Origin of the sequence: Mesorhizobium sp. WSM4989 (assembly GCF_029625795.1) — a bacterium.
GTDB lineage: Bacteria > Pseudomonadota > Alphaproteobacteria > Rhizobiales > Rhizobiaceae > Mesorhizobium.
Genome location: NZ_JARTVN010000003.1, coordinates 299,314 through 325,716 on the forward strand (window position 1 = coordinate 299,314; position 26,403 = coordinate 325,716).

Consider the following 26,403-nt stretch of genomic DNA (forward strand, 5'->3'; position numbering starts at 1 on the left):
GCAGCCGTCGCGCAAGGTGACGGCGTGGATGCCAGCGGCTTCGCGACGGAGCTTCGCTCCTGCTTCGTCCTGACGTTGACAGGCCGGCCAAGCTGAACGTTTGCGATACTCCACCGAAGCGGGCAATAATTTGGGCTGGCAGCAGGCCGCCAGCTCGCCAAACTCACCGTGCTCCTAAACTAAATCCGCTCGCCCTCGTACTTTCCGCATGTACCTCATCTGCGTCGCGCTCCTCCTCCTCGTTGCCTCCCTCATCGCCCTTGCCGGCATTACCCGCGCCTGCGTCTGGCTGATCGAGCGTCGCAATCCGCCGATCGGCGCATTCGCCGACATCGATGGTGCCCGCATCCATTATGTCCACGTCCCGGCCGCCGGCGCCGGTCTGCCGTCTGTCGTCTTCATCCATGGCGCCAGTGCCAATCTCAAGGACCAGATGCTGCCGCTGAGGCCTCTGCTCGAGGGCCGCGCCGAGCTGCTGTTCCTCGACCGACCGGGCTTCGGCTGGTCCGAGCGCGGCGACAACGAAACGCTGGCGGCGCAGGCCGACACTGTCGCCGCGCTGATGGATCGGCTCGGCATCGCAAGGGCGATCATCGTCGGCCATTCCTTCGGCGGCGCGGTCACAACCGCCTTCGCGCGCCAGCATCCGCAAAAGACGCTCGGCCTCGTCTTCCTGGCGCCCGTGAGCCATCCGTGGCCGGGCGGCGCGACCGCCTGGTATTACAAATTGACGGCTGTTCCGGTGGTCGGCTGGCTGTTTTCCGAGACCATCGCTTACGCGGCGGGCATGCTGCGGATCGGCAATGCCACGGCCTGCGTGTTTTCACCGAACAATGTGCCGAAGGGCTATATCGGCAAGGCTTCCATTCCGCTTGTTCTGAGGCCGCCTGCCTTCCGCGCCAACGCCCGCGATGTGGCCCAACTTTACGATTATGTGCGCGCTGCCTCGCCTGGCTACCGTGAGATCAGGGCGCCGACCTTGGTCATCTCCGGCGATCGCGACAAGGTGGTCTATGCCACGGTCCATTCCGTCGGCCTCGAACGCGACATTCCCGGCGCCGAGCTGGTCTGGGTCGCGAATCTCGGCCACAAGCCCGACTGGATCGCCCCCGACCTCGTCGTCGGCGCCATCGAATGGGCGGCGGGCGCGCCGGTCGACCTGCAGTCGATGGCGAGTGTTGTGGAAAGCCGGATCGCCGGCGACGCGCAAGGCGCTGACAGGTACCCGGAACTGAAGGTGCCGGACGCCGAGCTGGCGCCGGGCTAAGCTCGGGACCGGAAGGTGTCGAGATTCAAATTAGGCCGAGCCGAGCAGAGCGGATTCCCAGAACCGGAGCGGACCGACTTAACCACATGAGCCCCGGAAGCGCAGGGAGGCGCGCTTCACAGGCCGGTCCCACCTGAATACGGGCAATAGCTTAGTGCGTCTCTGATCCGACATAGGCGATGCGCAGCATGTTGGTGGAGCCGGGCGTCCTCAGCGGCACGCCCGCCGTGATGATGACGCGGTCGCCCGGCTTGCCGAAGCCTTCCTCGAGGGCAATGCGGCAGGCGCGGTCGACCATATCGTCGAGGTCGATAGCGTCCTCCGAGACCACGCAATGCGTACCCCACAGAAGCGAGAGCCGGCGCGCCGTGTTGACGATCGGCGACAGCGCCACGATCGGCACTTGCGGCCGTTCGCGCGCGGCGCGCAGACCAGTTGTTCCAGAGGCGGTGTAGGAAATGATCGCCGACAGTTTCAGCGTCTCCGCGATCTCGCGCGCAGCGAGCGAAATGGCGTCGGCCCCGGTCGCTTCCGGTTCCGAGCGCTGGGCGTTGATGATGCCGGCATAAGTCGGGTCGGCTTCGACCTTGGTGGCGATGCGGTTCATCATCGCGACCGCCTCGACCGGGTAGGCGCCGGCGGCGGATTCGGCCGAAAGCATGATCGCGTCCGCGCCTTCGAAGACGGCGATCGACACATCCGAGACCTCCGCGCGGGTCGGCACGGGTGCGGTGATCATCGATTCCAGCATCTGGGTCGCGATCACCACCGGTTTGCCGGCGCGGCGGGCGGCTCGCGTGATCTGCTTCTGGATGCCGGGCACGGCCTCGAGCGGCATCTCGACGCCGAGATCGCCGCGCGCGACCATCAGCGCGTCGGAGAGTTCGATGATCTCGGCCAGGCGCGCCACCGCCTGCGGCTTTTCGATCTTGGCCATGATGAGGGCCCGGCCGCGCGCGATCTTGCGCGCTTCGGCCAGATCCTCCGGCCGCTGCACGAACGACAGCGCCACCCAGTCGACGCTTGCCGCCAGCACCGCGTCGAGATCGGCGCGGTCCTTCTCGGTCAGCGCGCCGACCGGCAGATCGGTGTCGGGCAGGCTGACGCCCTTCTTGTCGGAGATGCCGGTGCCGGCGACCACCGTGCAGGCGATCGACTTGCCGTCGCTCTTGACCGCCTTGAGCTCCAGCTTGCCGTCATCGATCAAAAGACGGTGACCGGCCTCGACCGAGTTCAGGATTTCCGGATGCGGCAGGTAGACGCGCTTCGACGTGCCGGGTTCCGGACTGTCATCCAGCGTGAAGGTCTGGCCGACGGTCAGTGCTTCCTTGCCATTGGCGAACTTGCCGACCCTGAGCTTTGGCCCCTGAAGATCGGCGAGGATGCCGATCGGCCGCCCGACCGCCGCCTCGACGGCCCGGATGCGGCCGACAAGCGTGCGCATCAGCTCGTGGTCGGTATGGCTCATATTGATGCGGAAGACGTCGGCGCCTGCCTCGAAGAGCTTTCGCAGCATCTCCTCGGAGGAGGAAGCCGGACCGATGGTGGCGAGGATCTTGACCTTGCGGTTACGTCTCATTGATTGTTCGTTCCCGGAGCGGGGGCCGCTGGCGCGCCGCCCGTTGCGGGCTCGTCAGTCAGCTGGACCATCCAGCTTGCCTGCTCGCCCGTGTCATATTCCTGAAATCCGGCGCGCTGAAAGCCCCGGGCCACGCAATCATTCACGCCGGCAATCTTGAACTCTTTTTCGGCGACGCACATGTTGATCGGGCCGTCCCAACGCCCGCCGCGCTCGGCGTCTTCTGCATAAAGATAGTAAAACCTTGATGACAGCGGCCCCTCGATCAGCGTCTTGCAGGTCGACCCCTCGATGTGCCACCAGCCCTCTGTGATCCAGCCGGCCTTCGCCCGATAGCCGATGCCGACGCCGACCAGGTTCTGCGTCGCGTTACAGACGCGGAAGTCGGCGCGCGCCGGCGAGGTCGCGGCGAGCGCGCACAGGCCCGCGCCAAAGATCAGGAGCGGCAGGCTCAGGCGCTTGCGCAGCCTGCCGGCGCAACCCAATCCAAAACCCTTGGCGAACCACATCTGCATCGTCGAAGCACCTTTTCAGCAAACTCCGGGCGCATGTCAACGCGCCGTTTTATTCAATTCCAATCGATTTAGAAGGGTCCGGTGAACGATTTGGCGTCCCATCCGGGATTCTTTGCAGAAACCGTGGCCAAACAACGGCATTGCGCCTCAGTCCTCTTCGTGGAATGACGATACCACCCCGCCCGGACGCCAACGAACAGACCGTTTTCAGCCGATGACCCGATCCACAGCTTTCGCGCCCTTCGACATCGTCGAGGGCGACCGCAAGAAGGGCATCGTGCTTCTGGCCGATCACGCCCGTCGCGACCTGCCGGAAGAGTATGGCAGCCTCGGCCTGCCGGCTGCCGAGTTCGAGCGCCACATCGCCTATGACATCGGCGTCGAGACTGTGACGCGCGAGTTGGCGGCGGCGCTCAATGCGCCGGCCGTGCTGGCCGGCTTCTCCCGCCTTCTGATCGACCCCAACCGGGGCGAGGACGACCCGACGCTGATCCGCCAGCTCTATGACGGTACCGTCGTGCCGGGAAACTATCCCATGGCCGCCGAGGAGCGGGAGAGACGGCTCGACCGCTTCTACCGCCCCTATCACGACGCGGTCGGGGCGATGATTTCCTCGGTGGCGCAGGCCTCCGGCAAAGCGCCGTTCATCTTCTCGGTGCATTCCTTCACCCCTCGCATGCAAGGCTTCATCCGCCCCTGGCATGTCGGCATCTTGTGGGACCGCGACGACCGCGTTGCGCGGCCGCTGATCGACATGCTGGCCGAAGACAAGGCGCTGATCGTCGGCGACAACGAGCCCTATGACGGCGCGCTGCGCGGCGACACCATGTTCCGCCATGCCATTGTCAACGGCTATGCCCATGCCCTGCTCGAGATCCGTCAGGACCTGATCGCCGACCGCGCTGGCGCTGTTCAATGGGCGGAGCGATTGGCTCCGATCGTTGACGCCGTCGACCGCCGTGCCGATATACACGAGGTGAAGATGTTCGGCTCGCGCACCGGGCCGGCCTAAAAAACGGCCGAGAGGCCGGGGACCACGAAATGACCGAACTCAGCGAAGAACGGAAACGCGATTTCGAGGCCGCCGCCTTCCGCCGGCTGGTCGAGCATCTGCGCGCACGCGGTGACGTCCAGAACATCGACCTGATGAACCTGGCCGGCTTCTGCCGCAACTGCCTGTCGAACTGGTATCGCGAGGCGGCCGAGGCCGACGGCATTGCGCTGACAAAGGACGAATCGCGCGAGATCATCTATGGCATGCCCTATGCCGAATGGCAGGCGCTCAACCAGACCGAAGCCTCCGAGGCCAAGAAGGCTGAGTTCGAGGCCAGGCGGCCGAAGGATCATTGAACGGTCCTATTTGGCTCGCCCCTGCTGCTTTGTCATCCCAGGGTCTGCGCGCGTCGCTTCGCTCCTGCTTCGCCCATGGATGGCGAAGGAGGCGTTTCGGCCAAATCTCCAAAGTAGAGCCCATTCCTCACAGGTCCGCGCCTCTTGGTCCAACGCTTCTGCCATAGCACTTCTTGACTACAAATTGAATCGATCTAATTTGCCGCGCAAAGCATTCGGACTTCAAACCATGAGCGTGCAAACCACAAGGCAAGCCGCGACGCGCGGCCGCTGGGCCGTTGCCGGCATTTTCCTGGCCAATGGCTTTCTCACCGGCAGCTGGGCGCCGCAGATCCCGGTGTTTCTGACCCGGCTGGACATCTCGAAATTCACCCTCGGCCTGCTGATCCTGTTGTTTGGTGTCGGCGCGGTGATGGCGATGACCTGGTGCGGCCATCTCATTTCCAGGCACGGCTCGCGCCCCGTGCTGCGCTGGTTCGGCATCTGCGGCAGTTTCGGCCTGCTGGTCGTGGCACTTGCGCCCAACGTGCCGCTCGCGGCCCTCGCGATGCTCGTCTTCGGCGGCTCGATCGGCGGCATGGACGTCGCCATGAATTCCAACGCGGTGATCGTCGAACGACGGCTCTCCCGCGCCATCATGTCGTCCTCGCATGGCTTCTGGAGCCTCGGCGGCTTCGCCGGCGGCGCGCTTGGTGGCTATTCCATTCAGAACTACGGCTATCTCGCGCATGCGATTGCGGTGACGGCGCTCGCCTTTTTGGTCATCGCCTTTGCTGTTCGCTACCTCATCGCCGACGACAGGCCGCAGGCCGCCGGGCATCAGAAATTTACGCTGCCGCGGCACACAATTGTCTATCTGGTCGGGTTGATGGCGCTGCTGACCATGGTCTCAGAGGGCGCCGTACTCGACTGGGCCGCGCTCTACCTCCAGCAGGAGCTCGGCGCCGACCTTGCGATTGCCGGCCTCGCCTATGCTGCCTTCTCCGGCGTCATGGCGCTCATGCGCTTTCTCGGCGACGGCGTGCGCAACCGCTTCGGCGCGGTGGCGACGCTGCGCGGCTCGGCGCTTGTCGCTGCCGCCGGCATGTTGGTGGCCGGCCTCTCCCCCTCGCCTTATCTTGCCATTGCCGCTTTCGCCTTCTGCGGTTTCGGCATCGCCAATATGGTGCCGATCCTGTTTTCGGCCGGCGGCAACCAGGAAGGCTTGTCTTCCGGCACCGGCATGAGCGTCGTGACCACGATGGGCTATTCAGGAATCCTGGTGGCGCCGTCGGCGATCGGCTTCGTCGCCGAGCATTCGAGCTTCGGCCCGATCTTCGTCGCGCTTTCCGGCCTGCTGGTCATCGTGCTGTTGATGGCAAACCTGGCTCACCGCGCCGAATTCGCCGCCGAGCCTGCGCCGGCGGAGTAGCGCTTCAGCTCTTCATGCAGGAAATCCGCCACGCGGCGGATGCGCATGCTGGTGCGCACGTCACGGTGCATTGCAAGCCACACCGGCAGCACGGGCAAGGGAACCTCCGGCAACAGCTTCTCCAGTCGAGGATCGCGGCTAGCGAGCGGCTCCTGGCCGATGCCGATGCCATTGCCGGCCCGCACCGCTTCCCACAGCACGATCTGGTTGTCGGTCCTGAATCGGAAGTTGCTGCGGCTGACCGGGATGCCAAACGCGGTGAGGCCGCGAACGATCTGATCGCTGCGGTCGAATCCGACCAAAGGATGGTCGGCGAGATCGCTCGGCTTCTGCGGGCGTCCATGCCGGTCGAGATAGGATTTCGCGGCACATATGCAGAGAGCGATATCGGTGACCTTGCGCGCCATCAGCTCATTCTGCGCCGGCCTGACCATGCGGATGGCGATGTCGGCGTCGCGCCGCAGCAGGTTCTCGACCTGGTTGGAAGCGACGATCTCGACCTCGATGCCCGGCTCTTCCTCGCCAAGGCGCGCCGTGATCTGCGGCAGCACGCAGGCCGCAACCACCTCCGAGGCAGCGATGCGCACCGTGCCCTCGATCGCCTCGACCGAGCCCAGCGCAAGCAATGAGAACGCATTGGCCTGCTCGCTGACTGCCTTTCCGCGCTCGTAGAGTGCGCTGCCTGCCTCCGTGAGTTCGTAGCCGCGCCGCCCGCGCCGGAACAGCGTGACGCCGAGCGCCTGCTCCAGCTCGGCGATGTGGCGGCCGAGCGTCGGCTGGCTTGATGCGAGCTTGCGCGCGGCGGCCGAAAGGCTGCCGGTCTCGGCCACCGCGACGAAGCTCTTGATCAGATTCCAGTCGAATTCATTCATTCGTTTTTGAATAACAGGGTGCCGACCTTAGTCAATTTCCATTCGGCTTTGAAGACGTCAGATTAAGCGGGCAAACGCAAGCAACGGAGACGAACAATGACCAAGATCGCAATTCTGGGCGCCAATGGCCGGCTCGGACGCGTGGTTGTCAAGGCCTTCATCGACGCCGGTTTCGACGTCCGCGCTGTCACCCGCACCGGCAAGGTGCCGCCCGAGTTCAAGGGCGCTATTGCCGTCGCTGGCGACGCTTTGGACCGCCAGTCGCTGATCCGCGCCACGCAAGGCGTCGACATCATCTTCAATGGCTTGAACCCGATCTATACCGACTGGGGCAAATGCCTGCCGATGGCCGAGAACGTCATGGCAGCCTGTCGGGCGAACGGCGCGCTGCATCTTTTCCCGGGCACTGTCTATAATTACGGCTCGCCGATGCCGCAGGTGATCACCGAGGAAACGACTTTCCATCCTACCACCGACAAGGGCCGCATCCGCGTCGCCATGGAGGAGCTTTTCCGTCGCGAAGCCGATGCGGGCCGCGTGCGCACCATTCTGCTTAGGGCCGGCGACTTCTTTGGCGGCACCGGCAGCGGCGGCTGGTTCGATCTCGTCGTCGCCGCCAAGATGGAAAAGGGGGTCTACACCGCCGCCGGCCCGGCCAAGCTCGTGCACGAATGGGCCTATCTGCCCGACTTCGCGGTGGCCTTTGTCGCACTGGCGCGCAATCTCGATAAGCTCGGCTTTTACGAGGCCATCAATTTCCCCGGCCACGCCGTCACCGATCTCGACATCAAGGCTGCCGCCGAAAAGGCGCTCGGCCGCAAGCTGAAACTCACCTTTATGCCCTGGTGGGTGCTGCGCGCCGGCAGCCCGTTCGTAACCATGTGGCGCGAGATCGTCTCGATGTCCTACCTGCGCTTCGAGCCGCACCGGCTGGCGTCAGCGCGCCTGGAAGAGGTCATCGGCGAAATCCCGCACACCCCGCTCGCCCGAGCAGTGGCGGAAGCCATGCAAGACATCGGCATAGCCGTCGCGCCCATGCGTCAGGCCGCCTGAGCAAAGAACAACCTCAAGATGAAAACGGCCGGACTTCAAGGCCCGGCCGCAAATGGTCGTCGGTTCAGATCCTGCCCATCAAAAGCAGGATCAGCAACACTACCAGAATGACTCCCACAATCCCCGAAGGCCCATAGCCCCAAGACCGCGAGTGCGGCCATGCCGGCACGGCGCCGATTAGGATCAGGATCAGGATTATTACGAGAATTGTACCGATCGTCATTGAAAACCCTCGCCGTCTGGTTGAACTTCGAGGGAACAATGCAAAAAGCCGCCCGGTAGTTCCCGAGCGGCTTTATGTACCTGAGTTGCGAAGTCGCTCTACTCGGCGGCTTTCGGGAAGGCGACCGCCGGCTCGGCATTGGCTTCCGCTACCGGCTCGCCTGTCGAGAGCTCGCCCTTGCCGCGGCGGAACAGGCGGCTGAGCCAGCCACGCCGGGCGCCGGGCTTCACCTTGGCTCGGGTGAACACCATCAGCATCGAGGGCGTCACCACCAGCGTCAGCAAGGTGGCGAAGGACAGGCCGAAGACGATCGCCGACGACAGCGAAATCCACCACTGCGTCGATGGCGCGTTGATCGTCGTCTCGTGATGGAAGATTTCGAGACCGAGGCCGAAGGCGATCGGCAGCACGCCGAGGATGGCCGACACCGCGGTCAGGACCACCGGCCGCGCGCGCTCGCGGCAGGTCTGCAGCACGGCATCCATCTTGTCCCAGCCTTCCTCGCGCAGCCGGTCATAGGTGTCGATGAGCACGATGTTGTTGTTCACCACCACGCCGGCAAGCGCAATGACGCCGATGCCCGACATCACGATGCCGAAGGCCTCGCCTGTCAGAAGCAGCCCGAGGAACACGCCGATCGTCGCCATCACAACGCAGGACAGAACAAGCCACACGCTGGTGAACTTGTTGAACTGCGCGAGCAGCACCAGGAAGATCAGGAAGATCGCCGCGCCGAAGGCTTTGCTAAGGAAGGCGCTGGCTTCCGCGCTGTCCTCGTTGGAGCCAGCGAGCTTCCAGCGTATGCCGCTGCCGAGATCCATGTCGGCCACGGCCTTGGTGACTTCCGCCTGCACCGCTGCCACTTGCGCGCCGGCGCTGACATTGGCTTGCACCACCACGGTGCGCGCGCCGTCGATGCGGTTGAGGACGCCGACTGTCGGCTCGGGCTTCCTGACCACGAAGTTCGAGATCGGCACCGAGCCCTGCGAGGTCTGCACCCTGAGCTCGTCGAGCGTCGAGAGCGTGCGCCGGTCTTCCGGCAGACGCAGGCGAATGTCGACGGCGTCGTCGGCGCCGGCCGGCCGGTATTCCGACAGCTTGAGGCCGTTCGTTACCAGCTGCACCACCGTGCCCACCGAGGTCGGGCTGATGCCGTATTGCGCCGCCTTGGCGCGATCGACCTCAAGCGCCCAGTCGACGCCGGGCGGCGGCAGGCCGTCGGAAACATCGATCACGTTGGGGACCTTGGCGATGCGGGCTGCGACGGCGCGCGCCTTGTCGTCGAGCCCGGCCGGGTCGGCGGCCGAAAGCCTGATCTGGATCGGCTTGCCGGTCGGCGGGCCGGCCTCGGGCACGCGCACTTCGACATCGACCCCGGGAATGCCGGCCATGACGCCACGCAAATCATCGAGGATTTGGTTGGCGGATTTGCGCTCGCGCCAGTCGACGAATTCGTACTGGATCACCCCGACCACGTCTTCCGGGATGTCCTGGCCGCCGCCTTGCGTCTTGCCGACGCGCGTGTAGACCGATTTCACGCCCGGCCAGCCGAGCAGCCGGCTTTCCGCCGTCTTGGTTGCGGCGTCCATTTCGGCCAGCGAAAGGTTGCCGCGGGCATGCACATAGAGCAGGCCGTAATCCGGCTCGACGCTGGGGAAGAACTCGACGCCGGCGCCGTATTTCGAATAGGCGAAACCGACGCCGACCAGCAGGCCGACGGTGAGCAGGATGACGGTGATCGGGAAACGCACCGCCTGCTTGACCAGCGCCATATACCAGCCGTCGCGATCGCTGTCCTCGTGATGCGCCGGCGCCTTGGCGAAGATGGCGCCGAGCGTCGGCGCGAAGACCAGCGCATAGAGCATCGAGGCCGACAGCGTCACGATCAGCGTGATCGGCATGTACTTCATGAAGTCGCCGATGATGCCGGGCCAGAAGAGCAGCGGCGAGAACGCGGCGATGCGCGTCATTGTCGCTGCGATGACCGGGCCGGCCATGCGCTTGGCGGCTAGCGCGAAGGCATCGGCCTTCGGCATGCCCTCGCTCATGCGCCGCTCCGCGAATTCGGTGACGATGATGGCATCGTCGACCAGCATGCCGACCGCCAGGATGAGGCTGAACAGCACGATCATGTTGATCGTGTAGCCCATCATTGCAAGCAGCAGGATGCCGATCAGGAAGGACGACGGAATGGCGAGGCCGATGAGCAGCGAGGCGCGTCCCGACAGCGCGTAGAGGATCACGATGAACACCAGGATGACCGCGATCATCACATGGTTCTGCAGGTCGCCCAAAAGCTGGTTGACGAAGACCGACTTGTCCTGCGTGTAGGTGACGTGCATGCCTTCCGGCATCGTCTTGATGAAGGTGTCCGACACCTCCCGGACATGGTTCAGCGTGTCGATCAGGTTGGCGCCGATGCGCTTCTTCACCTCGATGGCGATCGCCGGCTTGCCGTCGAGGCGGGTCACCGTCTCGGCGTCCTTGAAGGTGGAGCGGATGGTGGCGACGTCCTTGGCCTGCACCACGGCATTGGGCGTGGCGACGACCGGCAGTTTGGCGACGTCCTCGGGCGTCTCGATGAGCGACGGCACCTTGACCGCGTATTTGCCCTCGGAGCCTTCGAGATTGCCGGCCGCGACCAGGCTGTTGGAGGCGCCGACGCCCTGGATCACCTGATCGAGCTGGAGTCCGTAGGAGGAGAGCTTCACCGGATCGATGACGACTTCGACCAGATCGTCGCGCGCGCCCTGCAGCGAGCCTTCGAGCACGCCTGCCACCTCCTCGATGCGGTCGCGCAATTCGCGCGCCGCCGACGTCAGTACGCGCTCCGGCACGTCGCCGGAAAGCGTGACGACGAGAACCGGGAATTCCGAGACGTTAACTTCAGTGACGGTCGGCTCCTCCGCCGCCTGCGGCAGGTCGGCCTTGGCGTCCTGCACCTTGCTGCGCGTGTCCTGCAGCGCGGTGGCCAGATTGGTCTGCGGCTGGAACTCGACCAGCACGTAGCCGCCGCCCTGGAAGGCGGCCGAGCGCATCTCCTTGAGCCCCTTCAGGCTCTTGAGCTTGCTTTCCATCGGCCTGAGCAGCAGCCGTTCGGAGTCCTCCGGCGATATGCCCTGGTAGATCAGGCTGACATACATCATCGGAATCGGAACGTCCGGCTCCGCTTCCTTCGGCGTCGACTGATAGGCGACCCAGCCCGCGACGAGCAGGAACATCAGCGCCGATATTGTGAGGCGGGCGTTGTGAATGGCGAGTCTGACGATGTCCATGACTTATGCCTGCTGTTTCCCTGGAAGCCGCGACATTGGCCAGCGGCGCCGGCCGAGCCGGCGCGGCGACCGCGCTATTGCGTGCCGGCGGAGGCTTCACTGATCAGCTTGTTGATGGTTGCCTGGTCGGCCTCGACCGGCTTCACCAGATCGCCTTCCTTCACCAGTTCCTGGCCGGCGACGATGATGCGCGCGTCCTGCGGTATGCCGCCGAGCACCAGTCCCTTCGGCGTGTCGTCGACGAGGTCGATCGGGAAGAACGCCACCTTGTCGTCCTTGCCGACGGCGCGGATGCCGAGGTCGCCCTTGTCGCCCAGCGTCACCACCGAGCGCGGCAGCATGACCGCATCGGTCGGCTGGGCGCTGAGCGTGATCTCGGCCGTCATGCCGGCGGGGATGGAGCCGTCGGCATTGGGGATCGCCACCTCGACACGGAAGGTGCGGGTCTGCGAGGAGGCGTCACGGCTGATGTAGCGCACCGTGCCGGTGACTTTCTGGTCGTTGACAAGGCGCACGTTGGCCTGGTCGCCGATCTTGATGTAGCGCAGGTCGCGCTCGCTGATCTCGCCGCGCGCGATCACCGGGTCGAGCTTGAGGATGGTGGCCACCTCGCCGCCCTGCATCACCGAGCTGCCGAGCTCGACCGGCACGCGGTCGATGACGCCGTCGAAGGGAGCCTTCACTTCGTTGCGGTCGAGTTCGGCCTGCGCCGTCTCCAGCATGGACTGCGCCGCCGTCAGGTTCGACCGAGCAGTGTCGAGCTGCAGCTTGGGCAGGTTCCCGGTTTTGGCCAGCCGCTCGGCTGCGTCGAGCTCGGCCTTGCGCTGCGCCAGCAGCTGCCTGGCATTATCGACATTCGAGAGCTTCTCCTCGGCGGCAAGCATCAGCACGAGGTCGCCGGTCTTGACGTGATCGCCCTGCTTGACCGGGAGCTTGTCGATCACACCGGCGACGCGGACAGCAAGCACAGCGCGCTTGTCGGCTTCGGTCAGGCCCGAGATCCGTATCGCCCGCGCGAAGGTTTTGCGCGGCGGCGTCACCACCGCGACGGTGCGCAATGCTGCCTTCGGCTCGGCCTCCGCCGTCTTCGGCTTTTCGGCGCCGGACTGCGCGGCTTTGCCTGCTCCTCCCTCCTTCTGGTGATCGGCGGCGCTGCCCACGGACGAGAACTCGCCCGTTGCCATCCAGGCAGCGGATCCGATGAGCACAGCAATGGCTGCAAGCTTGTGAAACCTGATTTTCGGCATCGTCATTTTTTCCGTTGCAGGCTTGGGCGAGGTCGACGGTTTCGATCCCCGGGCGCGCGGCCGATATGGGGGCGCGCAGAGCCATCTTCAATTTGCCGTGATCGGCGAAGCGCGCTTCTACCGCAAAGCCGTTGCGCAAAACAGTCAGAAACTTTGATGGATTATTGCGCCGCCGAGCTTGGGGCGCTGGTCTTTTCCGCGTTTTACATGCTGGACTGCTTGGCTTTTCTCAATCGGGGCCGGTTTTTCGGCCGATCGGACACTCAATGGCAGCAGGCGTCAGTATGATGAAGAATTTTTTTGCGAATGACCTGTCGCATTAGCATGGGACAATCAGAGGACGCGCCCAATCCGAAAATAAATCCGATCAGGTGATCAGGTTTAGCAAGCGGAACAGCCGCTCGAATGTGCGGCCATAAGGCGGCCTGAGCAGGGCCCCGGCACTCAGCCTGGATTGGACGAAGATCGGCTTTTCCTTGCTGAAGGTGCGGAAACCCCATTCGCCGTGATAGGCGCCCATGCCGCTCTCGCCGACGCCGCCGAATGGCTGCCGTTCCTGCACCAGATGCATCATGCAGTCGTTGACCGTCACACCGCCGGCAACGGTTTCTTGCACGATCCTTTGGCGATTGGCGCTGTTCTTGCCGAACCAATAGAGGGCGAGCGGACGCTCGCCGCGGTTCACGTGACCGATCGCCTCATCGATCGTGCCGTATTCGAGGATCGGCAGCACCGGCCCGAAGATTTCCTCGCGCATCAGCCGCAAACTCTCGCCGGCGTTCCTGACCAGGACAGGCGCCATCTTGCGGTCGCACCAGCCGAGCCTTTCATTTGCCGGGTTGACCTCGGTGACATCGGCGCCGCTTTCGCGCGCCTCGGCGACCATGTCGCTCAGGCGCCGCTGGTGCCGTTCACTGACGATCGCCGTGTAGTCGGGATTGTCGCCCAGGCGCGGATAGAGCCGCGCCATCGCGCCGGCAAGTTTTGCGGCGATCGCCGCGCCTTGCCCTTGCGGGACCATCAGATAGTCGGGTGCGATGCAGGTCTGGCCCGCATTCAAGAGCTTGCCGTAGGCGACGCTCGCGACCGCAGCGTCGAGATCGCACGACGCATCGAAGATCGCCGGCGACTTGCCGCCAAGTTCGAGCGTCACCGGCGTCAGATTGGCGGCCGCGGCTAGCGCCACCTGCCGGCCGACCGCGGTGGAGCCGGTGAACAGGAGATGATCGAAAGGCATGGACACGAATGTCTTGCCGACTTCGGCATCGCCGACCGCAACGCTCATCTCGTCGGAAGAAAAATGCTCTTCGACCAACCGGGCGAGCAGGTCCGAAAAGTTCGGCGTCAGCTCGGACGGCTTGAGCAGCACCCGGTTGCCGGCGGCTAGAGCGGCAGTTGCCGGCGCGATGGCAAGCTGGAACGGATAGTTCCAGGGCGAGACGATGCCGACGACCCCGAGCGGCTGCGGCAGAAGGCGGTTGCGCCCCGGCAGGAACGGCAGGCTGGTGGCGACGCGGCGCTCGCGCATCCAGCCGCGCAGATGCCGGATGGCGTGCTTGATGCCGGCGCGAACGACGAACAGTTCCGCAAGCCGCGTTTCCTGCGCCGCCCGTCCAGTGAAATCGCTGTCGATCGCCGTGCAGATCTCGGCTTCATGCTTTTCGGTCAGCGCCAGCAGCCGCTTCAGCCGATCCTTGCGCACTGCGAGGCCAGGAAAGGGGTCCTTCTCGAAGGCCCTGCACTGCGCCTCAAACTTGACCCCGAGAGAGTTCTGTCTGGTCTGCAGCATCGCTACCTCCCGTTTACGTCGAGGTAAACTACTCGCGCGACGGAGGTGAATCCAGCATATCGCCGGTTCCGCAAGGGAAACCTCAGCGCCTGCTGAAACGTGCGACAGGGTTGGGCAACTAGGCTCGCCGGCGCGCTGACTCTGGCTTGATGCGCGCGGCGAGGAATTCCTTGACCCGCCGGCCCGGGGCCGGGCCGCGCATCGGCTTGAAGCCGTCGTCGAGCTCGCCCGAGAGGTCGAGCGTCGCTCGGCTGCCGACCGCGTCGTAGTTCTCCTCCAGCCAGTCGCTGGCCGCACTGCGGCCAAGGTCGCGCAGATAGGCGAGGAAGGCCCATTCGGCGTTGACCTTGGACGAGGCCGACAGATCCTTGAAAGCCTCGTCGGCATCGATGCGGTGCATGCGGATGTCGCGGTATTCGCCATGCGGCAGCCGTCCCGCCGCGATCAGTTCCTTGACGAAGGCGATCGAGCGGAATTCGCGCAGCAGCCCGGCATTGAAGGTGATCTCGTCGATGCGGTTCTGGATCTCGTTGGCGCTCTTCGGCGTGCCTTCGCGCACCACCGGGTTGATCTGCACGAGCAGCACGTCCTCGGCCGCCGCAGTCTTGAAGAACGGATAGAGCGCCGGATTGCCGCCATAGCCGCCATCCCAATAGGGCACGCCCTTGATCTCGACGGCGCGGAACAATTGCGGCAGGCAGGCCGACGCCATCACCGTGTCGATGTCGATCTCGCCATCCGAGAAGACGCGCAGCTGCCCGGTCTCGACATTGGTCGCCGAAATGAAGAGCTCCATCGACTTGCAGGCGTGCACGTTGCCGAAGTCGATCTCCTTCTCGACCACATCGCGCAGCGGGTTGAGGCCGAGCGGATTGGCGACGTAAGGCGAGAAGACCCGCGACATGGTGTCGAAGAAGAAATAGCCGGGCGTGTTCTCGATCGACCAGTTCCCCCAGACCACGTCCCACGGCATGCGTTGCACCGGGCTGAACCGCCCCTTCGAGGCCACAGCACGCCAGAAATCATCGAGCTTTGTGCGCGCGCCCTCGACGCCGCCGCGCACGAAGCCGTCGGCCAGCGCCACCGCATTCATCGCGCCGGCGCTGGTGCCGGACACGGCAGCGATCTCAAGCCGCCCGTCTTCGAGCAGACGATCGAGCACGCCCCAGGAGAAGGCGCCGTGCGAACCGCCGCCCTGAAGCGCGATGTTGATCTTCTTCTTGTCCCCCGCCTTGCCGTTCTTCGCCATGGCGTTCCTTGTCTCGATGTGCCGGCCTGCCCCTGCGTCATTGGAGCGGGACCGCTGCCGTCAGCCTATGTTGCAGCGCAGCATATAAGGACGGACCAAGGCAAGAACACGAGCACACAAGCGTGATCGGGTGAAATTTCGCTCATGAAAAAACTGTCCGCTGCCGGACGCGGAGTATTGCATTGGGGTTTGCTCGCGGCGTCAGGCGACGAGATCGGGCACCGGCCCGACATAGCGCGACTGCGGCCGGATCAGGCGTCCGGTCGCCTGCTGCTCGCGCGCATGCGCAATCCAGCCGGCGACGCGGCCGGCGGCAAAGACGTTGGAGAACGCCTCCTTCGGGAAGCCCGCGGCTTCGAGCAGGAGCGCGGTATAGAATTCGACATTGGTCTGGATCGAGCGTTGCGGCTTGGCGACCCTGAGCACGTCGAGTGCCGCCTGTTCCACCGTCTCGGCGAAGGCCAGCCGGCTGCCGGTCTCATAACGTGTGCCCAGCCGCCGCACGACGGCTTTCAGCACGTCGGCACGTGGGTCGCGCACGCGGTAGATGCGATGGCCGAAGCCCATGATGCGCTCGCCGCGCGCGATCTCTTTTCGCAGCCAGGCGGCCGCGTCGCCGCTCGCCTCGATCGCGTCGAGCATCTCGATCACCGGCCCCGGCGCGCCGCCATGCAGCGGGCCTTTGAGCGCGCCGAGCCCGGCCAGGATCGCCGAGGTCAAGCCCGCCTGCGTCGACGCCACCACCCGCGTTGCGAAGGTCGAGGCATTGAGCCCATGGTCGCAGACCGTCACCAGATACGTATCGAGCGCCTTGGCAAGCGCCGGCGAGGCCGTACCGGAGAGCATTCGCAGCATGTCGGTCGCATGATCGGCGCGTGCGTCCGGAGGAACAGGCTTCTCGCCGCGTCCGAGCCGCAGCAGGGCCGGGGTTAGCGCCGCCGGCGCCGCGATCAGCCGGAGCGCGTCGGCGAGCGAGTCGCCGTCGGGCAGCAGGGCGATGCCGGCGCGCATGCCGCTGTAGACATCGAGCGCTGGAAGTTCAGCGAGCATCGGCTGCAGCCGTTCGAAAACCTCGACACGCGCATTGCCGATCGCCTTCTCCAGCTCGCTGTCGCCGGGAAGCTCGTCGAAGAACCCGTCGAACAACAGACGGACCACCTGGCCGTAGCGCCAGTGCCCGGCGAGTTCCGTCAACGAATGGCCTCGGATGGTGAGATGGCCGCCCGCGCCGTCGACATCGGAAAGAACCGTCTCCGCCGCCACAACATCATCGAGCCCATTTGCCATGACTGTCTCCTTGACCCTTTGTGCACTGCAGTTAATGCTCTACAATCAACGCATCAATCTTGATCAACTGAATCAATATGAGGCGGTGCGGACTTGTCCGAATGGCTGACGCGGGAGGAAGCGCTGGCGCGGCTCAAGGTCCGGCCGCAGACGCTTTACGCCTATGTCAGCCGCGGCCGCATCGGCATGCGGCCCGACGGGGCCGATCCGCGCCGCAGCCAGTATCGAGCCGACGACATAGCCGCGCTCGCCACCCGCCGGGCGCGCGGGCGCAGCCCCCAGGCGATCGCCGAAAGCGCCATCGCCTGGGGCGAGCCAGCGATCACCACCGCCATCTCGACCGTGCTGCATGGCCGCCTGGTCTATCGTGGCAAGGATGCCGTTGCACTTGCCGCGACAGCGACGCTGGAGGAGGCAGCAAGCCTGCTTTGGGCATCCGGCAGCGCAATCTCCTTCGCGTCGCTGACCGCTTCGATCGTTCGCGAGAGCGGCACCCCGACGGCCTTTGCAAGATTGTCGGCGCTTGCCGCGGCAGGCCGGCCTTCGCTCGGCCGCAGGCCGGGCATGCTGCAGCAGGATGGCGCCAGCGCCACCAGCGTGCTCGCAACGTCACTCGGTGCAAGCCCGGGGGCGGAGCCGGTACATGAAAGGCTGGCGCGCGGCTGGTCGGTCGACGCTGCCGGTGCCGATCTCATCCGCAGGGCGCTGGTGCTTTTGGCCGATCACGAGCTCAACGCCTCGACCTTCGCCGCACGCGTCGCCGCTTCGACCGGCGCGCCGATCGCGGCCTGCCTGCTTGCCGGGCTTGCCACCCTTACCGGCCCGCGTCATGGCGGCGCCGGCGCCGCGGCGATCGCGCTGGTCGAGGATGCCGAGCGGCTCGGGCCGGACGAGACGATCGCGCGCTGGCTGGCCCACGACCGGCCACTGCCCGGCTTCGGCCATCAGCTCTATCCCGAAGGCGATCCGCGCGCGGAGGCTCTGCTGCCCGACCTCGACATCGCTGACGGTCTGCTGCATCTGCGCGACGCCGTCCTTGCCGCGACAGGCATGCGCCCGAATGTCGACTTCGCGCTGGCCGCGCTGACGCGCAGCCTCAATCTCCCCGCCGACGCGCCCTTTCGCCTGTTCGCGCTCGGTCGCAGCATCGGCTGGACGGCGCATGCCATCGAGCAGGTGACGAGCAACAGGCCGATCAGGCCGCGAGCCCGCTATGACGGCCCTGCAGGAACACCTGACGGCTAGCCGTCACGACATGGTGTCGAGCTTGCGCTGCATGGCGGCGATCTGCGCCTTCAATTCCTGCAGGTCGTCGGATTTCTCGTCCTTCTTCGGCGGCTCGGCGGGCGCAGCGGAATTGGGGCCGCCGGACGGGAACGGCGTGAACATGCGCATCGCGTTCTGGAACATCTCGACGTTGCGCCGCGTCTGTTCCTCCAGCGCCTTCATCGGCGTCTTCATCATGTCGATCGGCGTCTTGCCGAAGGCGCCCTTCAGCTGCTCGCGGAAACGCTCCTGCTCCTTGGAGAAGGCGATCATCGACTGTTCGAGGAAGCTCGGCACGATCATCTGCATCTGGTCGCCGTAGAAGGAGATCAGCTGGCGCAGAAACGGGATCGGCAGCATGTTCTGCCCGTCCTTGTTCTCCAGCTCGAAGATGATCTGGGTCAGCACCGGATGCGTGATGTCGTCGCCGGTCTTGGCGTCCTGCACGGTGAATTCTTCGCCCTTCTTGACCATCTCGGCCAGATCTTCGAGCGTCACATAGGTGCTGGTGCCGGTGTTGTAGAGCCGGCGGTTGGCGTACTTCTTGATGACGATCGGGTCGTCTTTTGCGGCCATCCGTATCCTCCCCAGGATACCGGCGCGTTCACAGTAAGCGGCCGGTAACGATTGCGCCATTTGTCGAGGATATGCGCAAAAGCGTCACAATTCCAAGCGGTTTGTGCAGTGCGGCATCAATTAATGCCGAAAGGGCGGGCCAAATTGTGCTGCAGCGCGATGGCTACGCCGTCACGATAAGCGCTCGACTTGCTTGCCGCGCATGGCGGCCATGCCGATTTCCGGTTTGACTCAGGTGCTTGAACGGGCAAGAAAGTCTCCAAGGATAGCCTAACGACACCTCGAAGCCTGGAGAAGAAAATGTCCGCTTCCAATTCAATCGTCGTCGCCAGCGCAGCCCGCACAGCAGTCGGCTCCTTCAACGGCAGTTTCGCCACCACCCCCGCGCACGAGCTCGGCGCGGTCGTCATCAAGGAATTGCTCGCGCGTGCCAAGGTCGACCCGGCGGAGGTGGACGAAGTCATCCTCGGTCAGGTGCTGACCGCCGCTCAGGGCCAGAACCCGGCCCGCCAGGCTTCCGTCAATGCCGGTCTGCCCAAGGAGACGACTGCTTGGGGCCTCAACCAGGTTTGCGGCTCGGGCTTGAGGGCCATTGCGCTCGGCATGCAGCAGATCGCCACCGGCGACGCCAAGGTGATCGTCGCCGGCGGCCAGGAATCGATGTCGCTGTCGCCGCACGCCCAGCACCTGCGCGCCGGCGTCAAGATGGGCGACTACAAGATGATCGATACCATGATCAAGGACGGCCTATGGGATGCCTTCAACGGCTACCATATGGGCAACACCGCCGAGAACGTCGCTCGTCAGTTCCAGATCACCCGCGAAGTCCAGGACGAGTTCGCGCTGGCCTCGCAAAACAAGGCCGAGGCGGCACAGAAGGCCGGTAAGTTCAAGGACGAGATCGTCGCCGTCACCATCAAGGGCAAGAAGGGCGACACCATCGTCGACCAGGACGAATACATCCGCCACGGCGCTACGCTGGATGCCATGACCAAGCTGAAGCCGGCCTTCGACAAGGACGGCACCGTCACCGCCGCCAATGCTTCGGGCATCAATGACGGAGCCGCCGGCGCGCTGCTGATGAGCGAGGCCGAGGCTGCCAGGCGCGGCATCACCCCACTGGTCCGCATCGCCTCCTGGGCGACCGCCGGCGTCGATCCGGCGATCATGGGCACCGGCCCGATCCCGGCGTCGAAGCGGGCGCTGGAGAAGGCCGGCTGGTCGGCCAAGGACCTCGATCTCGTCGAGGCCAACGAGGCCTTCGCCGCGCAGGCCTGCGCCGTCAACAAGGGCATGGGCTGGGATCCCTCGATCGTCAACGTCAATGGCGGCGCCATCGCCATCGGCCATCCGATCGGCGCCTCGGGCGCCCGCGTGTTCAACACGCTGGTCTACGAGATGCGCCGCCGCGGCGCAAAGAAGGGCCTCGCGACGCTTTGCATCGGCGGCGGCATGGGCGTTGCGATGTGTGTGGAAGCCTTGAACTGAGCGAATGGCGAACTGAGCGAATAGCGAATGGGGAGTAGCGAATAGGGGCGTTGCACGACGGGCTATCGGATCCCTACTCGCTGTTCGCCACTCCCTATTCGCTCTTCCGACCAAAGGGAGGAAATGCATGAGCAAGGTAGCAATCGTCACGGGCGGATCGCGCGGCATCGGTGCGGCGATATCGGTGGCCCTGAAGAATGCCGGCTATTCGGTCGCCGCGAACTATGCCGGCAATGACGAGGCGGCCCAGAAATTCAAGGCCGAGACCGGCATCCCCGTCTACAAATGGTCGGTCGCCGATTATGACGCTTGCGCCGCCGGCATCGCCCAAGTCGAGGCTGATCTCGGTCCGGTCTCGGTGCTGGTCAACAATGCCGGCATCACCCGCGACACCATGTTCCACAAGATGACCCGCGAGCAGTGGAAGGAGGTCATCGACACCAACCTTTCCGGCGTCTTCAACATGACGCATCCGCTATGGAACGGCATGCGCGATAGGAAGTTCGGCCGCGTCATCACCATCTCCTCGATCAACGGCCAGAAAGGCCAGATGGGCCAGGTCAATTATTCGGCCTCGAAAGCCGGCGACATCGGCTTCACCAAGGCGCTTGCCCAGGAAGGCGCCCGCGCCGGCATCACCGTCAACGTTGTTTGCCCCGGCTACATCGCCACCGACATGGTCATGGCCGTGCCGGAAAAAGTGCGGGAATCGATCATCGCTCAGATCCCGGTCGGCCGTCTCGGCGAGCCGGAGGAGATTGCGCGCTGCGTCGTCTTCCTCGCCTCGGAAGACGCAGGCTTCATCACCGGCTCGACGATAAGCGCCAATGGCGGCCAGTATTTCGCCTGAGATCTTATTCGGCTGAACTCTTCTGACACCGATGGCAGGCGGCCCGCCGCAAACGGGCCGCCTGTTTTTGTCTGCGCTCCGGCGGCACCGGGTGGGCATGCCTCAATTTGGCACGCAATACTTAACGGCCTCCCCGCGCCCTGTGGAAACCCGGTTCACATGCTGTGAATTTTTCGGTGCACAAGCTTTGGACAACACCATATCTAGGGGTGAACAAACCGGGAATTTTTGCAGATCGCTGATTCGTCGCCGATTCGTTCCGGCTTTGGCCAAAAGGTTAACGGGCCACGCCGGAAACAGCGCGAAAAAGATTAACGACGATTAGGAAAGATCAACCATTTCATAATGTTCGCGGCCGCGCTCGAGTCCGTCGCGGTCGCTCCCCCGCAAAGGTTAACGACGCTCCGGAACCAGCGCGAGCCAAGCACGAAACGGGCCAGTTCACAGATTCAGCATGTGGTGAGACTCATGGCCAAAAAATCCACATATAGCCGTGAACAAAACCTGAATCAGAGTGAGTCAGTGATTCGTCGCCGATTCGTTCCAGACTCGTTCCAACGGTTAATCGACCGCGGATTTTGACCTTGCCTGTCGTCGCGCCATCTGTTGATGAGAACATTCCGCTTTCGCTTCGCGTCTGAAATCCCTATGTGTGCCCTGTCACACGCGGCGGCACCGCCGCGTCCCCGACAACGAGCGGCAGAAAGCCTCATTTCCGAGCCGATGAATATCCAGCCGAAACCCTCCCAGCCGCTGATCCTTTCCGGCCGCGACGTGACGGCCGTGCTCGGCCCCACCAACACCGGCAAGACCCATCTCGCCATCGAGCGCATGGTGGCGCACGACACCGGCATCATCGGTCTGCCGCTGAGGCTCCTTGCCCGCGAGGTCTATACACGCGTCTGCGAGAAGGTCGGCGCCAGCAAGGTGGCGCTGATCACCGGCGAAGAGAAGATCGTGCCGGCGAGCGCGAGATATTCCGTCTGCACCGTGGAGGCGATGCCGCGAGAGACCGATGCCGCCTTCGTCGCCATCGACGAGGTGCAGCTCGCCGGCGACCTCGAACGCGGCCACATCTTCACCGACCGCATCTTGCATCTGCGCGGCCGCCAGGAGACGCTGCTTCTGGGCGCCGCCACCATGCACGGCATCCTGCAACGCCTGCTGAAGGGCGTCTCGGTGGTGACGCGGCCGCGGCTGTCGCATCTTGCCTATGCCGGCTCGAAGAAGCTCACCCGCCTGCCGCGGCGCACGGCGATCGTCGCCTTCTCCGCCGACGAGGTCTATGCCATCGCCGAATTGATCCGCCGCCAGCAGGGCGGTGCTGCCGTCGTTCTCGGCGCGCTCAGTCCCCGCACCCGCAATGCCCAGGTGGAGATCTTCCAGTCGGGCGACGTCGACTATCTGGTCGCCACCGATGCCATCGGCATGGGCCTGAACCTCGACCTCGAGCACGTCGCCTTCGCCCAGAACCGCAAGTTCGACGGCTACCAATACCGCAACCTGACCGCCGCCGAGCTAGGCCAGATCGCGGGGCGTGCCGGCCGACACCTGCGCGACGGCACCTTCGGCGTTACCGGCCAGGTCGATCCGTTCGACGAGGATCTGGTCAAGAAGATCGAGGGGCACGATTTCGACCCGGTGAAGGTGCTGCAGTGGCGCACCGCCGATTTCGATTTTGCCAGCCTCGATGCCCTGAAACGCTCGATCGAGACCAACGCGCCGGTCGAAGGGCTGACCCGGGCATTGCCGGCGGTCGACGCCCAGGCGCTGGAACATTTGTCGCGCGACGCGGACATCAGGACGCTAGCCACCGGCAGAGAGCGCGTGGCGCTGCTGTGGGAAGCCTGCGCGCTGCCGGACTACCGCAAGATCGCGCCCGCCCAGCATGCCGACCTCATCGCCTCGATCTATATGGACCTTGCACGCCATGGCCATGTCGATGAGAATTACATGGCCGAGCAGGTGCGGCGGGCCGACACCACGGATGGTGATATCGACACGCTGTCGCACCGGATCGCCCAGATCCGCACCTGGACCTTCGTCTCCAACCGACCGGGTTGGCTGGCCGATCAGCTACACTGGCAGGAAAAGACGCGCGAAATCGAAGACAGATTGTCGGATGCGTTGCATGAGCGGTTGACGAAACGCTTCGTAGACCGCAGGACTTCCGTCCTCATGCGGCGCCTTAGAGAAAATACCATGCCTGAAGCTGAAATCAGCCCAACCGGAACCGTGCTCGTCGAAGGCCATCACGTCGGCGAACTGCAGGGATTCCGCTTCACCGCCGACCAGAGCGCCGGCGGCGAGGACGCCAAGGCGGTGCGCACCGCTGCCCAGAAGGCGCTCGCGGCTGAGTTCGAGACGCGCGCCGAGCGCTTCGCCGCCTGCGCCAACGGCGATCTGGCATTGGGCTCGGACGGTGTCCTGCGCTGGATCGGCGCGCCGATCGGCACCCTGGTTGCCGGCGACGAGGCCTTGAAGCCGCGCCTTGTGCTGCTTGCCGACGAGCAGCTCACCGGCCCTGCCCGCGACAAGGTCGCGGCGCGCGCCGAGCGTTTCGTCAATTTCCAGATCGAGTCGCTCTTGAAGCTGCTGGTCGATTTGAAGAATGCCGAGCAGCTCACCGGCATCGCGCGCGGCATCGCCTTCCAGCTCGTCGAGCATTTCGGTCTCATCAACCGCCGCGACATCGCCGAGGAAATGAAGTCGCTCGACCAGGAAGGCCGCGCGGCGCTGCGGCGTCTTGGCGTGCGCTTCGGTGCCTACCACGTCTTCGTGCCGGCGCTGATCAAGCCGGCGCCGGCCGGGCTGGTGACGCTGCTCTGGGCGCTTAAGAGCGACGGCAAGGACAAGCCAGGCTTCGGCGACGTGGTGCATGCGCTGGCATCGGGCCGCACCTCGGTGGTCATCGATCCTGCTTTCGACAAGACGTTTTACAAGCTCGCCGGCTATCGCAATCTCGGCCGCCGCGCCGTGCGCGTCGATATCCTAGAGCGGCTGGCCGATCTCATTCGCCCCGCGACCAACTGGAAGCCCGGCCTCGGCCAGCGACCGGACGGCGCCTATGACGGCCACGCCTTCATGGTGACGCCGCCGATGATGTCGATCCTCGGCGCCACCGCCGACGACATGGAAGAGATCCTAAAAGGCCTTGGCTATCGCGCCGAACCGAAGCCGGCGGCGGAGGTGAAGGCCAAGCTCGACGCGCTGGACAATGCCGCCCGCGAGGCCGCGGCTGCGAAGCTTGCGGCGGAAGAGGCTGCGCGTGCTGCACAGGCGGCAGAGGCGCACGCCGTGGCAACAGACACGGTTGCAGAGACAACGATCGAGGGATCCGAGCCGGCTGCCGCTGTAGTTCCTGCCGAAGCCATCGCGGAAGCCGCGACGGAGCCTGACGCGAAAGATCCGGCGGAAGCGTCGGCTGCGGTCGCGGAAGAGACTCCGCCTGTGGAGACCGCTGCAGCGGTGGACGCTGCAGCAGCGTTTGGGTCGGATGAAAGCGCCGACGCCTCCACCTCGATGGGGGAGGTCGCGGCGGGAAGCGACGCGGGTGGGGCTGACGGCGCCAACGATGCAGGCGGCACCAACACCGGCGACGCCGGCGCTCCCCACGAGGGCGAAAGTGGTGAAGGCGCAGAGCCCTCCGCCGAGCCGGAAGAGCAGAAGCCGATCCTGCTGTGGCGGCAGGCGCGCTTCGACCATTCGCGCCCGCGCCACCGCCATGACAATCGCCGCGACAATCGTCCGCGCAACGGCCAGGCGGCAGGCGATGGCCAGGCGGCTGCCACGGGTGGCCAGGCCGGCGATCGGCCAGCCCGTGAGGGCCGCCGCGACCAGCGCGACGGGGCCGGCAAGCCGCGCTTCGACCGCTCGAAGTTCAAGCCGAGACCGGAACGCGAAGGCGGCGAACGGCGCGAAGGCAGGCCTCAGGGCGAGCGTGCCGATCGCCACGAGGGGGGCCGCCGCGAGGGCCGGCCGGACTGGAAAGGCAACAGGCAGGACGGCAAGGGCAATGCCGCAGGCGGCAGCAAGCCGACCTTCCAGAGCAAGCCGCGCGAGGAGCGTCCGCAGCGCTTCGATCCGGATTCACCCTTTGCCAAGCTCGCCGCCTTGCGCGACCAGCTGAAGAAATAGCCTCGGCCGGTCGCGATGGTTGGAGAAGGCCGCCAGCGCATCGACAAATGGTTGTTCTTCTCGCGTGCGGTGAAATCCCGGTCGTTGGCGGCTAAGCTCGTCATTGCCGGGCGCGTCCGCATCAATCGCGACAAAGCAGCGCAGGCCTCCGATCTGGTCAAGGCCGGCGATGTTCTGACCATCACGCTCGACCGCCGAATCCTTGTCTGGAAGGTGCTTGGGCCTGGCGCCCGGCGTGGTCCTGCCGACGAGGCGCGGCTGCTTTACGAGGATATGTCGCCGCCGCCGACGCCCAAGGGCGAGGCGGTTCCTGACGCCATTCCGGCGCTGCGCGAGGCCGGCACCGGCCGTCCGACCAAGCGGCAGCGGCGGCAGACGGACCGGCTGCTCGGCGAGGACTAGAAGATACGACGGAACCTCGTCGCGGCAGGCGCGCGGAATTCCTTTCCGCGATGCCGGCTCAGGCGGGAAGTCCTGCCCTTGCAAGCGGCGGGCAAAGGCGTTACCTCACCAAAAAAGCCCAGCAAATACGGGACGTCCCGGAGCCTGCGATGACCTATGTCGTGACCGACAATTGCATAAAATGCAAATACATGGACTGCATCGAGGTCTGTCCGGTCGACTGTTTCTACGAAGGCGAGAACATGCTCGTCATCCATCCTGACGAGTGCATCGACTGCGGCGTGTGCGAGCCGGAATGCCCGGCCGACGCGATCAAGCCGGACACCGAGTCCGGGCTCGACAAATGGTTGCAGGTCAATTCCGAATACGCGGAGAAATGGCCCAACATCACTGCCAAGAAAGAGCCGCCGGCCGACGCCAAGAACTTCGACGGCGAGGCCGGGAAGTTCGAGAAGTATTTCTCGCCGGAGCCCGGCGAAGGCGACTGACGGCCGGGCCGGGCAAGCCGGCATGACGCCACGTAAGCGAGCCGGTACAATTGCTCTCTTGACAGCCAGCGATGGCGCA

General features: G+C 64.9%; 21 protein-coding genes. 11 read left to right on the forward strand and 10 right to left on the reverse strand.

The genetic code is table 11. The features are described from left to right. The first annotated feature begins 208 nt into the window (after positions 1-208). Positions 209-1,267, forward strand: a complete 1,059-nt coding sequence (locus P9217_RS26360) for an alpha/beta hydrolase (protein ID WP_278087891.1) — start codon at positions 209-211, stop codon at positions 1,265-1,267. Positions 1,268-1,418: 151 nt separating this feature from the next. Here the strand turns inward: P9217_RS26360 and pyk are convergent, their stop codons facing one another. Together pyk and P9217_RS26370 are read right to left on the reverse strand one after the other, a co-directional pair. After that, positions 1,419-2,846 (reverse strand): pyruvate kinase, encoded by a 1,428-nt coding sequence (pyk, locus tag P9217_RS26365; protein ID WP_067319379.1) that lies wholly within the window; start codon positions 2,844-2,846, stop codon positions 1,419-1,421. Next, positions 2,843-3,361, reverse strand: coding sequence for a DUF1036 domain-containing protein (locus tag P9217_RS26370; RefSeq protein WP_170950279.1), 519 nt, complete (start codon positions 3,359-3,361; stop codon positions 2,843-2,845). The genes pyk and P9217_RS26370 overlap by 4 nt, the downstream gene beginning before the upstream one ends. 214 nt (positions 3,362-3,575) lie before the next feature. Between P9217_RS26370 and P9217_RS26375 the strand changes: the two genes are divergently transcribed. The 3 genes from P9217_RS26375 to P9217_RS26385 all read left to right on the forward strand — a co-directional run bounded on the left by P9217_RS26375 (position 3,576) and on the right by P9217_RS26385 (position 6,122). Then, the gene (locus P9217_RS26375) at positions 3,576-4,373 is read left to right on the forward strand and encodes an N-formylglutamate amidohydrolase (protein WP_095799796.1); all 798 of its coding nucleotides are present in this window, start codon (positions 3,576-3,578) and stop codon (positions 4,371-4,373) included. Positions 4,374-4,402: 29 nt separating this feature from the next. Further along, on the forward strand, positions 4,403-4,711 hold the full coding sequence (locus P9217_RS26380) for a DUF1244 domain-containing protein (RefSeq protein WP_067319384.1): 309 nt from the start codon (positions 4,403-4,405) through the stop codon (positions 4,709-4,711). A gap of 229 nt (positions 4,712-4,940) precedes the next feature. Continuing rightward, positions 4,941-6,122, forward strand: coding sequence for an MFS transporter (locus P9217_RS26385; RefSeq protein ID WP_278056741.1), 1,182 nt, complete (start codon positions 4,941-4,943; stop codon positions 6,120-6,122). Here the strand turns inward: P9217_RS26385 and P9217_RS26390 are convergent. Next, positions 6,080-6,994, reverse strand: coding sequence for a LysR family transcriptional regulator (locus P9217_RS26390; RefSeq protein WP_278087890.1), 915 nt, complete (start codon positions 6,992-6,994; stop codon positions 6,080-6,082). The two genes, P9217_RS26385 and P9217_RS26390, sit on opposite strands and share 43 nt — an antisense overlap. Before the next feature lie 96 nt (positions 6,995-7,090). Here P9217_RS26390 and P9217_RS26395 point away from each other — a divergent pair, with 96 nt between their 5' ends. Beyond that, positions 7,091-8,047: an SDR family oxidoreductase gene (locus P9217_RS26395; protein WP_278087889.1), complete on the forward strand. Its 957-nt coding sequence runs from the start codon at positions 7,091-7,093 to the stop codon at positions 8,045-8,047. 64 nt (positions 8,048-8,111) lie between these two features. Here P9217_RS26395 and P9217_RS26400 read toward each other — a convergent pair whose 3' ends face one another. The 6 genes from P9217_RS26400 to P9217_RS26425 form a co-directional block, all read right to left on the reverse strand. Further along, positions 8,112-8,270: a DUF3309 family protein gene (locus P9217_RS26400; RefSeq protein WP_040991775.1), complete on the reverse strand. Its 159-nt coding sequence runs from the start codon at positions 8,268-8,270 to the stop codon at positions 8,112-8,114. Positions 8,271-8,368: 98 nt separating this feature from the next. After that, positions 8,369-11,545: an efflux RND transporter permease subunit gene (locus P9217_RS26405; protein ID WP_278087888.1), complete on the reverse strand. Its 3,177-nt coding sequence runs from the start codon at positions 11,543-11,545 to the stop codon at positions 8,369-8,371. Positions 11,546-11,619: 74 nt separating this feature from the next. Beyond that, a complete protein-coding gene (locus P9217_RS26410; RefSeq protein ID WP_127325276.1) occupies positions 11,620-12,792 on the reverse strand; it encodes an efflux RND transporter periplasmic adaptor subunit in 1,173 nt (390 codons plus the stop codon). Positions 12,793-13,159: 367 nt separating this feature from the next. Beyond that, on the reverse strand, positions 13,160-14,581 hold the full coding sequence (locus tag P9217_RS26415) for a coniferyl aldehyde dehydrogenase (RefSeq protein ID WP_278087887.1): 1,422 nt from the start codon (positions 14,579-14,581) through the stop codon (positions 13,160-13,162). Between the two features lie 118 nt (positions 14,582-14,699). Further along, complete coding sequence (locus P9217_RS26420) at positions 14,700-15,830, reverse strand: patatin-like phospholipase family protein (RefSeq protein ID WP_067319396.1); 1,131 nt, start codon at positions 15,828-15,830, stop codon at positions 14,700-14,702. 201 nt (positions 15,831-16,031) lie between these two features. After that, complete coding sequence (locus P9217_RS26425) at positions 16,032-17,117, reverse strand: citrate synthase/methylcitrate synthase (protein WP_278087886.1); 1,086 nt, start codon at positions 17,115-17,117, stop codon at positions 16,032-16,034. Between the two features lie 93 nt (positions 17,118-17,210). Here P9217_RS26425 and P9217_RS26430 point away from each other — a divergent pair, with 93 nt between their 5' ends. Next, complete coding sequence (locus tag P9217_RS26430) at positions 17,211-18,362, forward strand: citrate/2-methylcitrate synthase (RefSeq protein ID WP_278087885.1); 1,152 nt, start codon at positions 17,211-17,213, stop codon at positions 18,360-18,362. Between the two features lie 3 nt (positions 18,363-18,365). Here P9217_RS26430 and phaR read toward each other — a convergent pair whose 3' ends face one another. Next, a complete protein-coding gene (gene phaR / locus P9217_RS26435) occupies positions 18,366-18,959 on the reverse strand; it encodes a polyhydroxyalkanoate synthesis repressor PhaR (protein WP_067319402.1) in 594 nt (197 codons plus the stop codon). Positions 18,960-19,259: 300 nt separating this feature from the next. On the opposite strand from phaR, the gene P9217_RS26440 reads away from it, so the two are divergent. The 5 genes from P9217_RS26440 to fdxA all read left to right on the forward strand — a co-directional run bounded on the left by P9217_RS26440 (position 19,260) and on the right by fdxA (position 26,324). After that, the gene (locus tag P9217_RS26440) at positions 19,260-20,447 is read left to right on the forward strand and encodes an acetyl-CoA C-acetyltransferase (RefSeq protein ID WP_095799786.1); all 1,188 of its coding nucleotides are present in this window, start codon (positions 19,260-19,262) and stop codon (positions 20,445-20,447) included. A gap of 127 nt (positions 20,448-20,574) precedes the next feature. Beyond that, the gene (locus P9217_RS26445; RefSeq protein ID WP_067319406.1) at positions 20,575-21,297 is read left to right on the forward strand and encodes a beta-ketoacyl-ACP reductase; all 723 of its coding nucleotides are present in this window, start codon (positions 20,575-20,577) and stop codon (positions 21,295-21,297) included. A gap of 723 nt (positions 21,298-22,020) precedes the next feature. Continuing rightward, a complete protein-coding gene (locus tag P9217_RS26450; RefSeq protein ID WP_278087884.1) occupies positions 22,021-25,434 on the forward strand; it encodes a helicase-related protein in 3,414 nt (1,137 codons plus the stop codon). A gap of 15 nt (positions 25,435-25,449) precedes the next feature. Next, positions 25,450-25,836 (forward strand): RNA-binding S4 domain-containing protein, encoded by a 387-nt coding sequence (locus P9217_RS26455; RefSeq protein ID WP_127241207.1) that lies wholly within the window; start codon positions 25,450-25,452, stop codon positions 25,834-25,836. A 149-nt stretch (positions 25,837-25,985) separates the two neighbouring features. Further along, the gene (fdxA, locus tag P9217_RS26460; RefSeq protein WP_067001876.1) at positions 25,986-26,324 is read left to right on the forward strand and encodes a ferredoxin FdxA; all 339 of its coding nucleotides are present in this window, start codon (positions 25,986-25,988) and stop codon (positions 26,322-26,324) included. The last annotated feature ends 79 nt before the right edge of the window (positions 26,325-26,403 follow it).

What these genes read in the sequence shown, in the direction of transcription:
- P9217_RS26360 (WP_278087891.1), top strand. Translation starts at nt 209, where the DNA reads ATGTACCTCATCTGCGTCGCGCTCCTCCTCCTCGTTGCCTCCCTCATC.
- pyk (WP_067319379.1), bottom strand. Translation starts at nt 2,846, where the DNA reads ATGAGACGTAACCGCAAGGTCAAGATCCTCGCCACCATCGGTCCGGCT.
- P9217_RS26370 (WP_170950279.1), bottom strand. Translation starts at nt 3,361, where the DNA reads ATGCAGATGTGGTTCGCCAAGGGTTTTGGATTGGGTTGCGCCGGCAGG.
- P9217_RS26375 (WP_095799796.1), top strand. Translation starts at nt 3,576, where the DNA reads ATGACCCGATCCACAGCTTTCGCGCCCTTCGACATCGTCGAGGGCGAC.
- P9217_RS26380 (WP_067319384.1), top strand. Translation starts at nt 4,403, where the DNA reads ATGACCGAACTCAGCGAAGAACGGAAACGCGATTTCGAGGCCGCCGCC.
- P9217_RS26385 (WP_278056741.1), top strand. Translation starts at nt 4,941, where the DNA reads ATGAGCGTGCAAACCACAAGGCAAGCCGCGACGCGCGGCCGCTGGGCC.
- P9217_RS26390 (WP_278087890.1), bottom strand. Translation starts at nt 6,994, where the DNA reads ATGAATGAATTCGACTGGAATCTGATCAAGAGCTTCGTCGCGGTGGCC.
- P9217_RS26395 (WP_278087889.1), top strand. Translation starts at nt 7,091, where the DNA reads ATGACCAAGATCGCAATTCTGGGCGCCAATGGCCGGCTCGGACGCGTG.
- P9217_RS26400 (WP_040991775.1), bottom strand. Translation starts at nt 8,270, where the DNA reads ATGACGATCGGTACAATTCTCGTAATAATCCTGATCCTGATCCTAATC.
- P9217_RS26405 (WP_278087888.1), bottom strand. Translation starts at nt 11,545, where the DNA reads ATGGACATCGTCAGACTCGCCATTCACAACGCCCGCCTCACAATATCG.
- P9217_RS26410 (WP_127325276.1), bottom strand. Translation starts at nt 12,792, where the DNA reads ATGCCGAAAATCAGGTTTCACAAGCTTGCAGCCATTGCTGTGCTCATC.
- P9217_RS26415 (WP_278087887.1), bottom strand. Translation starts at nt 14,581, where the DNA reads ATGCTGCAGACCAGACAGAACTCTCTCGGGGTCAAGTTTGAGGCGCAG.
- P9217_RS26420 (WP_067319396.1), bottom strand. Translation starts at nt 15,830, where the DNA reads ATGGCGAAGAACGGCAAGGCGGGGGACAAGAAGAAGATCAACATCGCG.
- P9217_RS26425 (WP_278087886.1), bottom strand. Translation starts at nt 17,117, where the DNA reads ATGGCAAATGGGCTCGATGATGTTGTGGCGGCGGAGACGGTTCTTTCC.
- phaR (WP_067319402.1), bottom strand. Translation starts at nt 18,959, where the DNA reads ATGGCCGCAAAAGACGACCCGATCGTCATCAAGAAGTACGCCAACCGC.
- P9217_RS26440 (WP_095799786.1), top strand. Translation starts at nt 19,260, where the DNA reads ATGTCCGCTTCCAATTCAATCGTCGTCGCCAGCGCAGCCCGCACAGCA.
- P9217_RS26445 (WP_067319406.1), top strand. Translation starts at nt 20,575, where the DNA reads ATGAGCAAGGTAGCAATCGTCACGGGCGGATCGCGCGGCATCGGTGCG.
- P9217_RS26450 (WP_278087884.1), top strand. Translation starts at nt 22,021, where the DNA reads ATGAATATCCAGCCGAAACCCTCCCAGCCGCTGATCCTTTCCGGCCGC.
- P9217_RS26455 (WP_127241207.1), top strand. Translation starts at nt 25,450, where the DNA reads ATGGTTGGAGAAGGCCGCCAGCGCATCGACAAATGGTTGTTCTTCTCG.
- fdxA (WP_067001876.1), top strand. Translation starts at nt 25,986, where the DNA reads ATGACCTATGTCGTGACCGACAATTGCATAAAATGCAAATACATGGAC.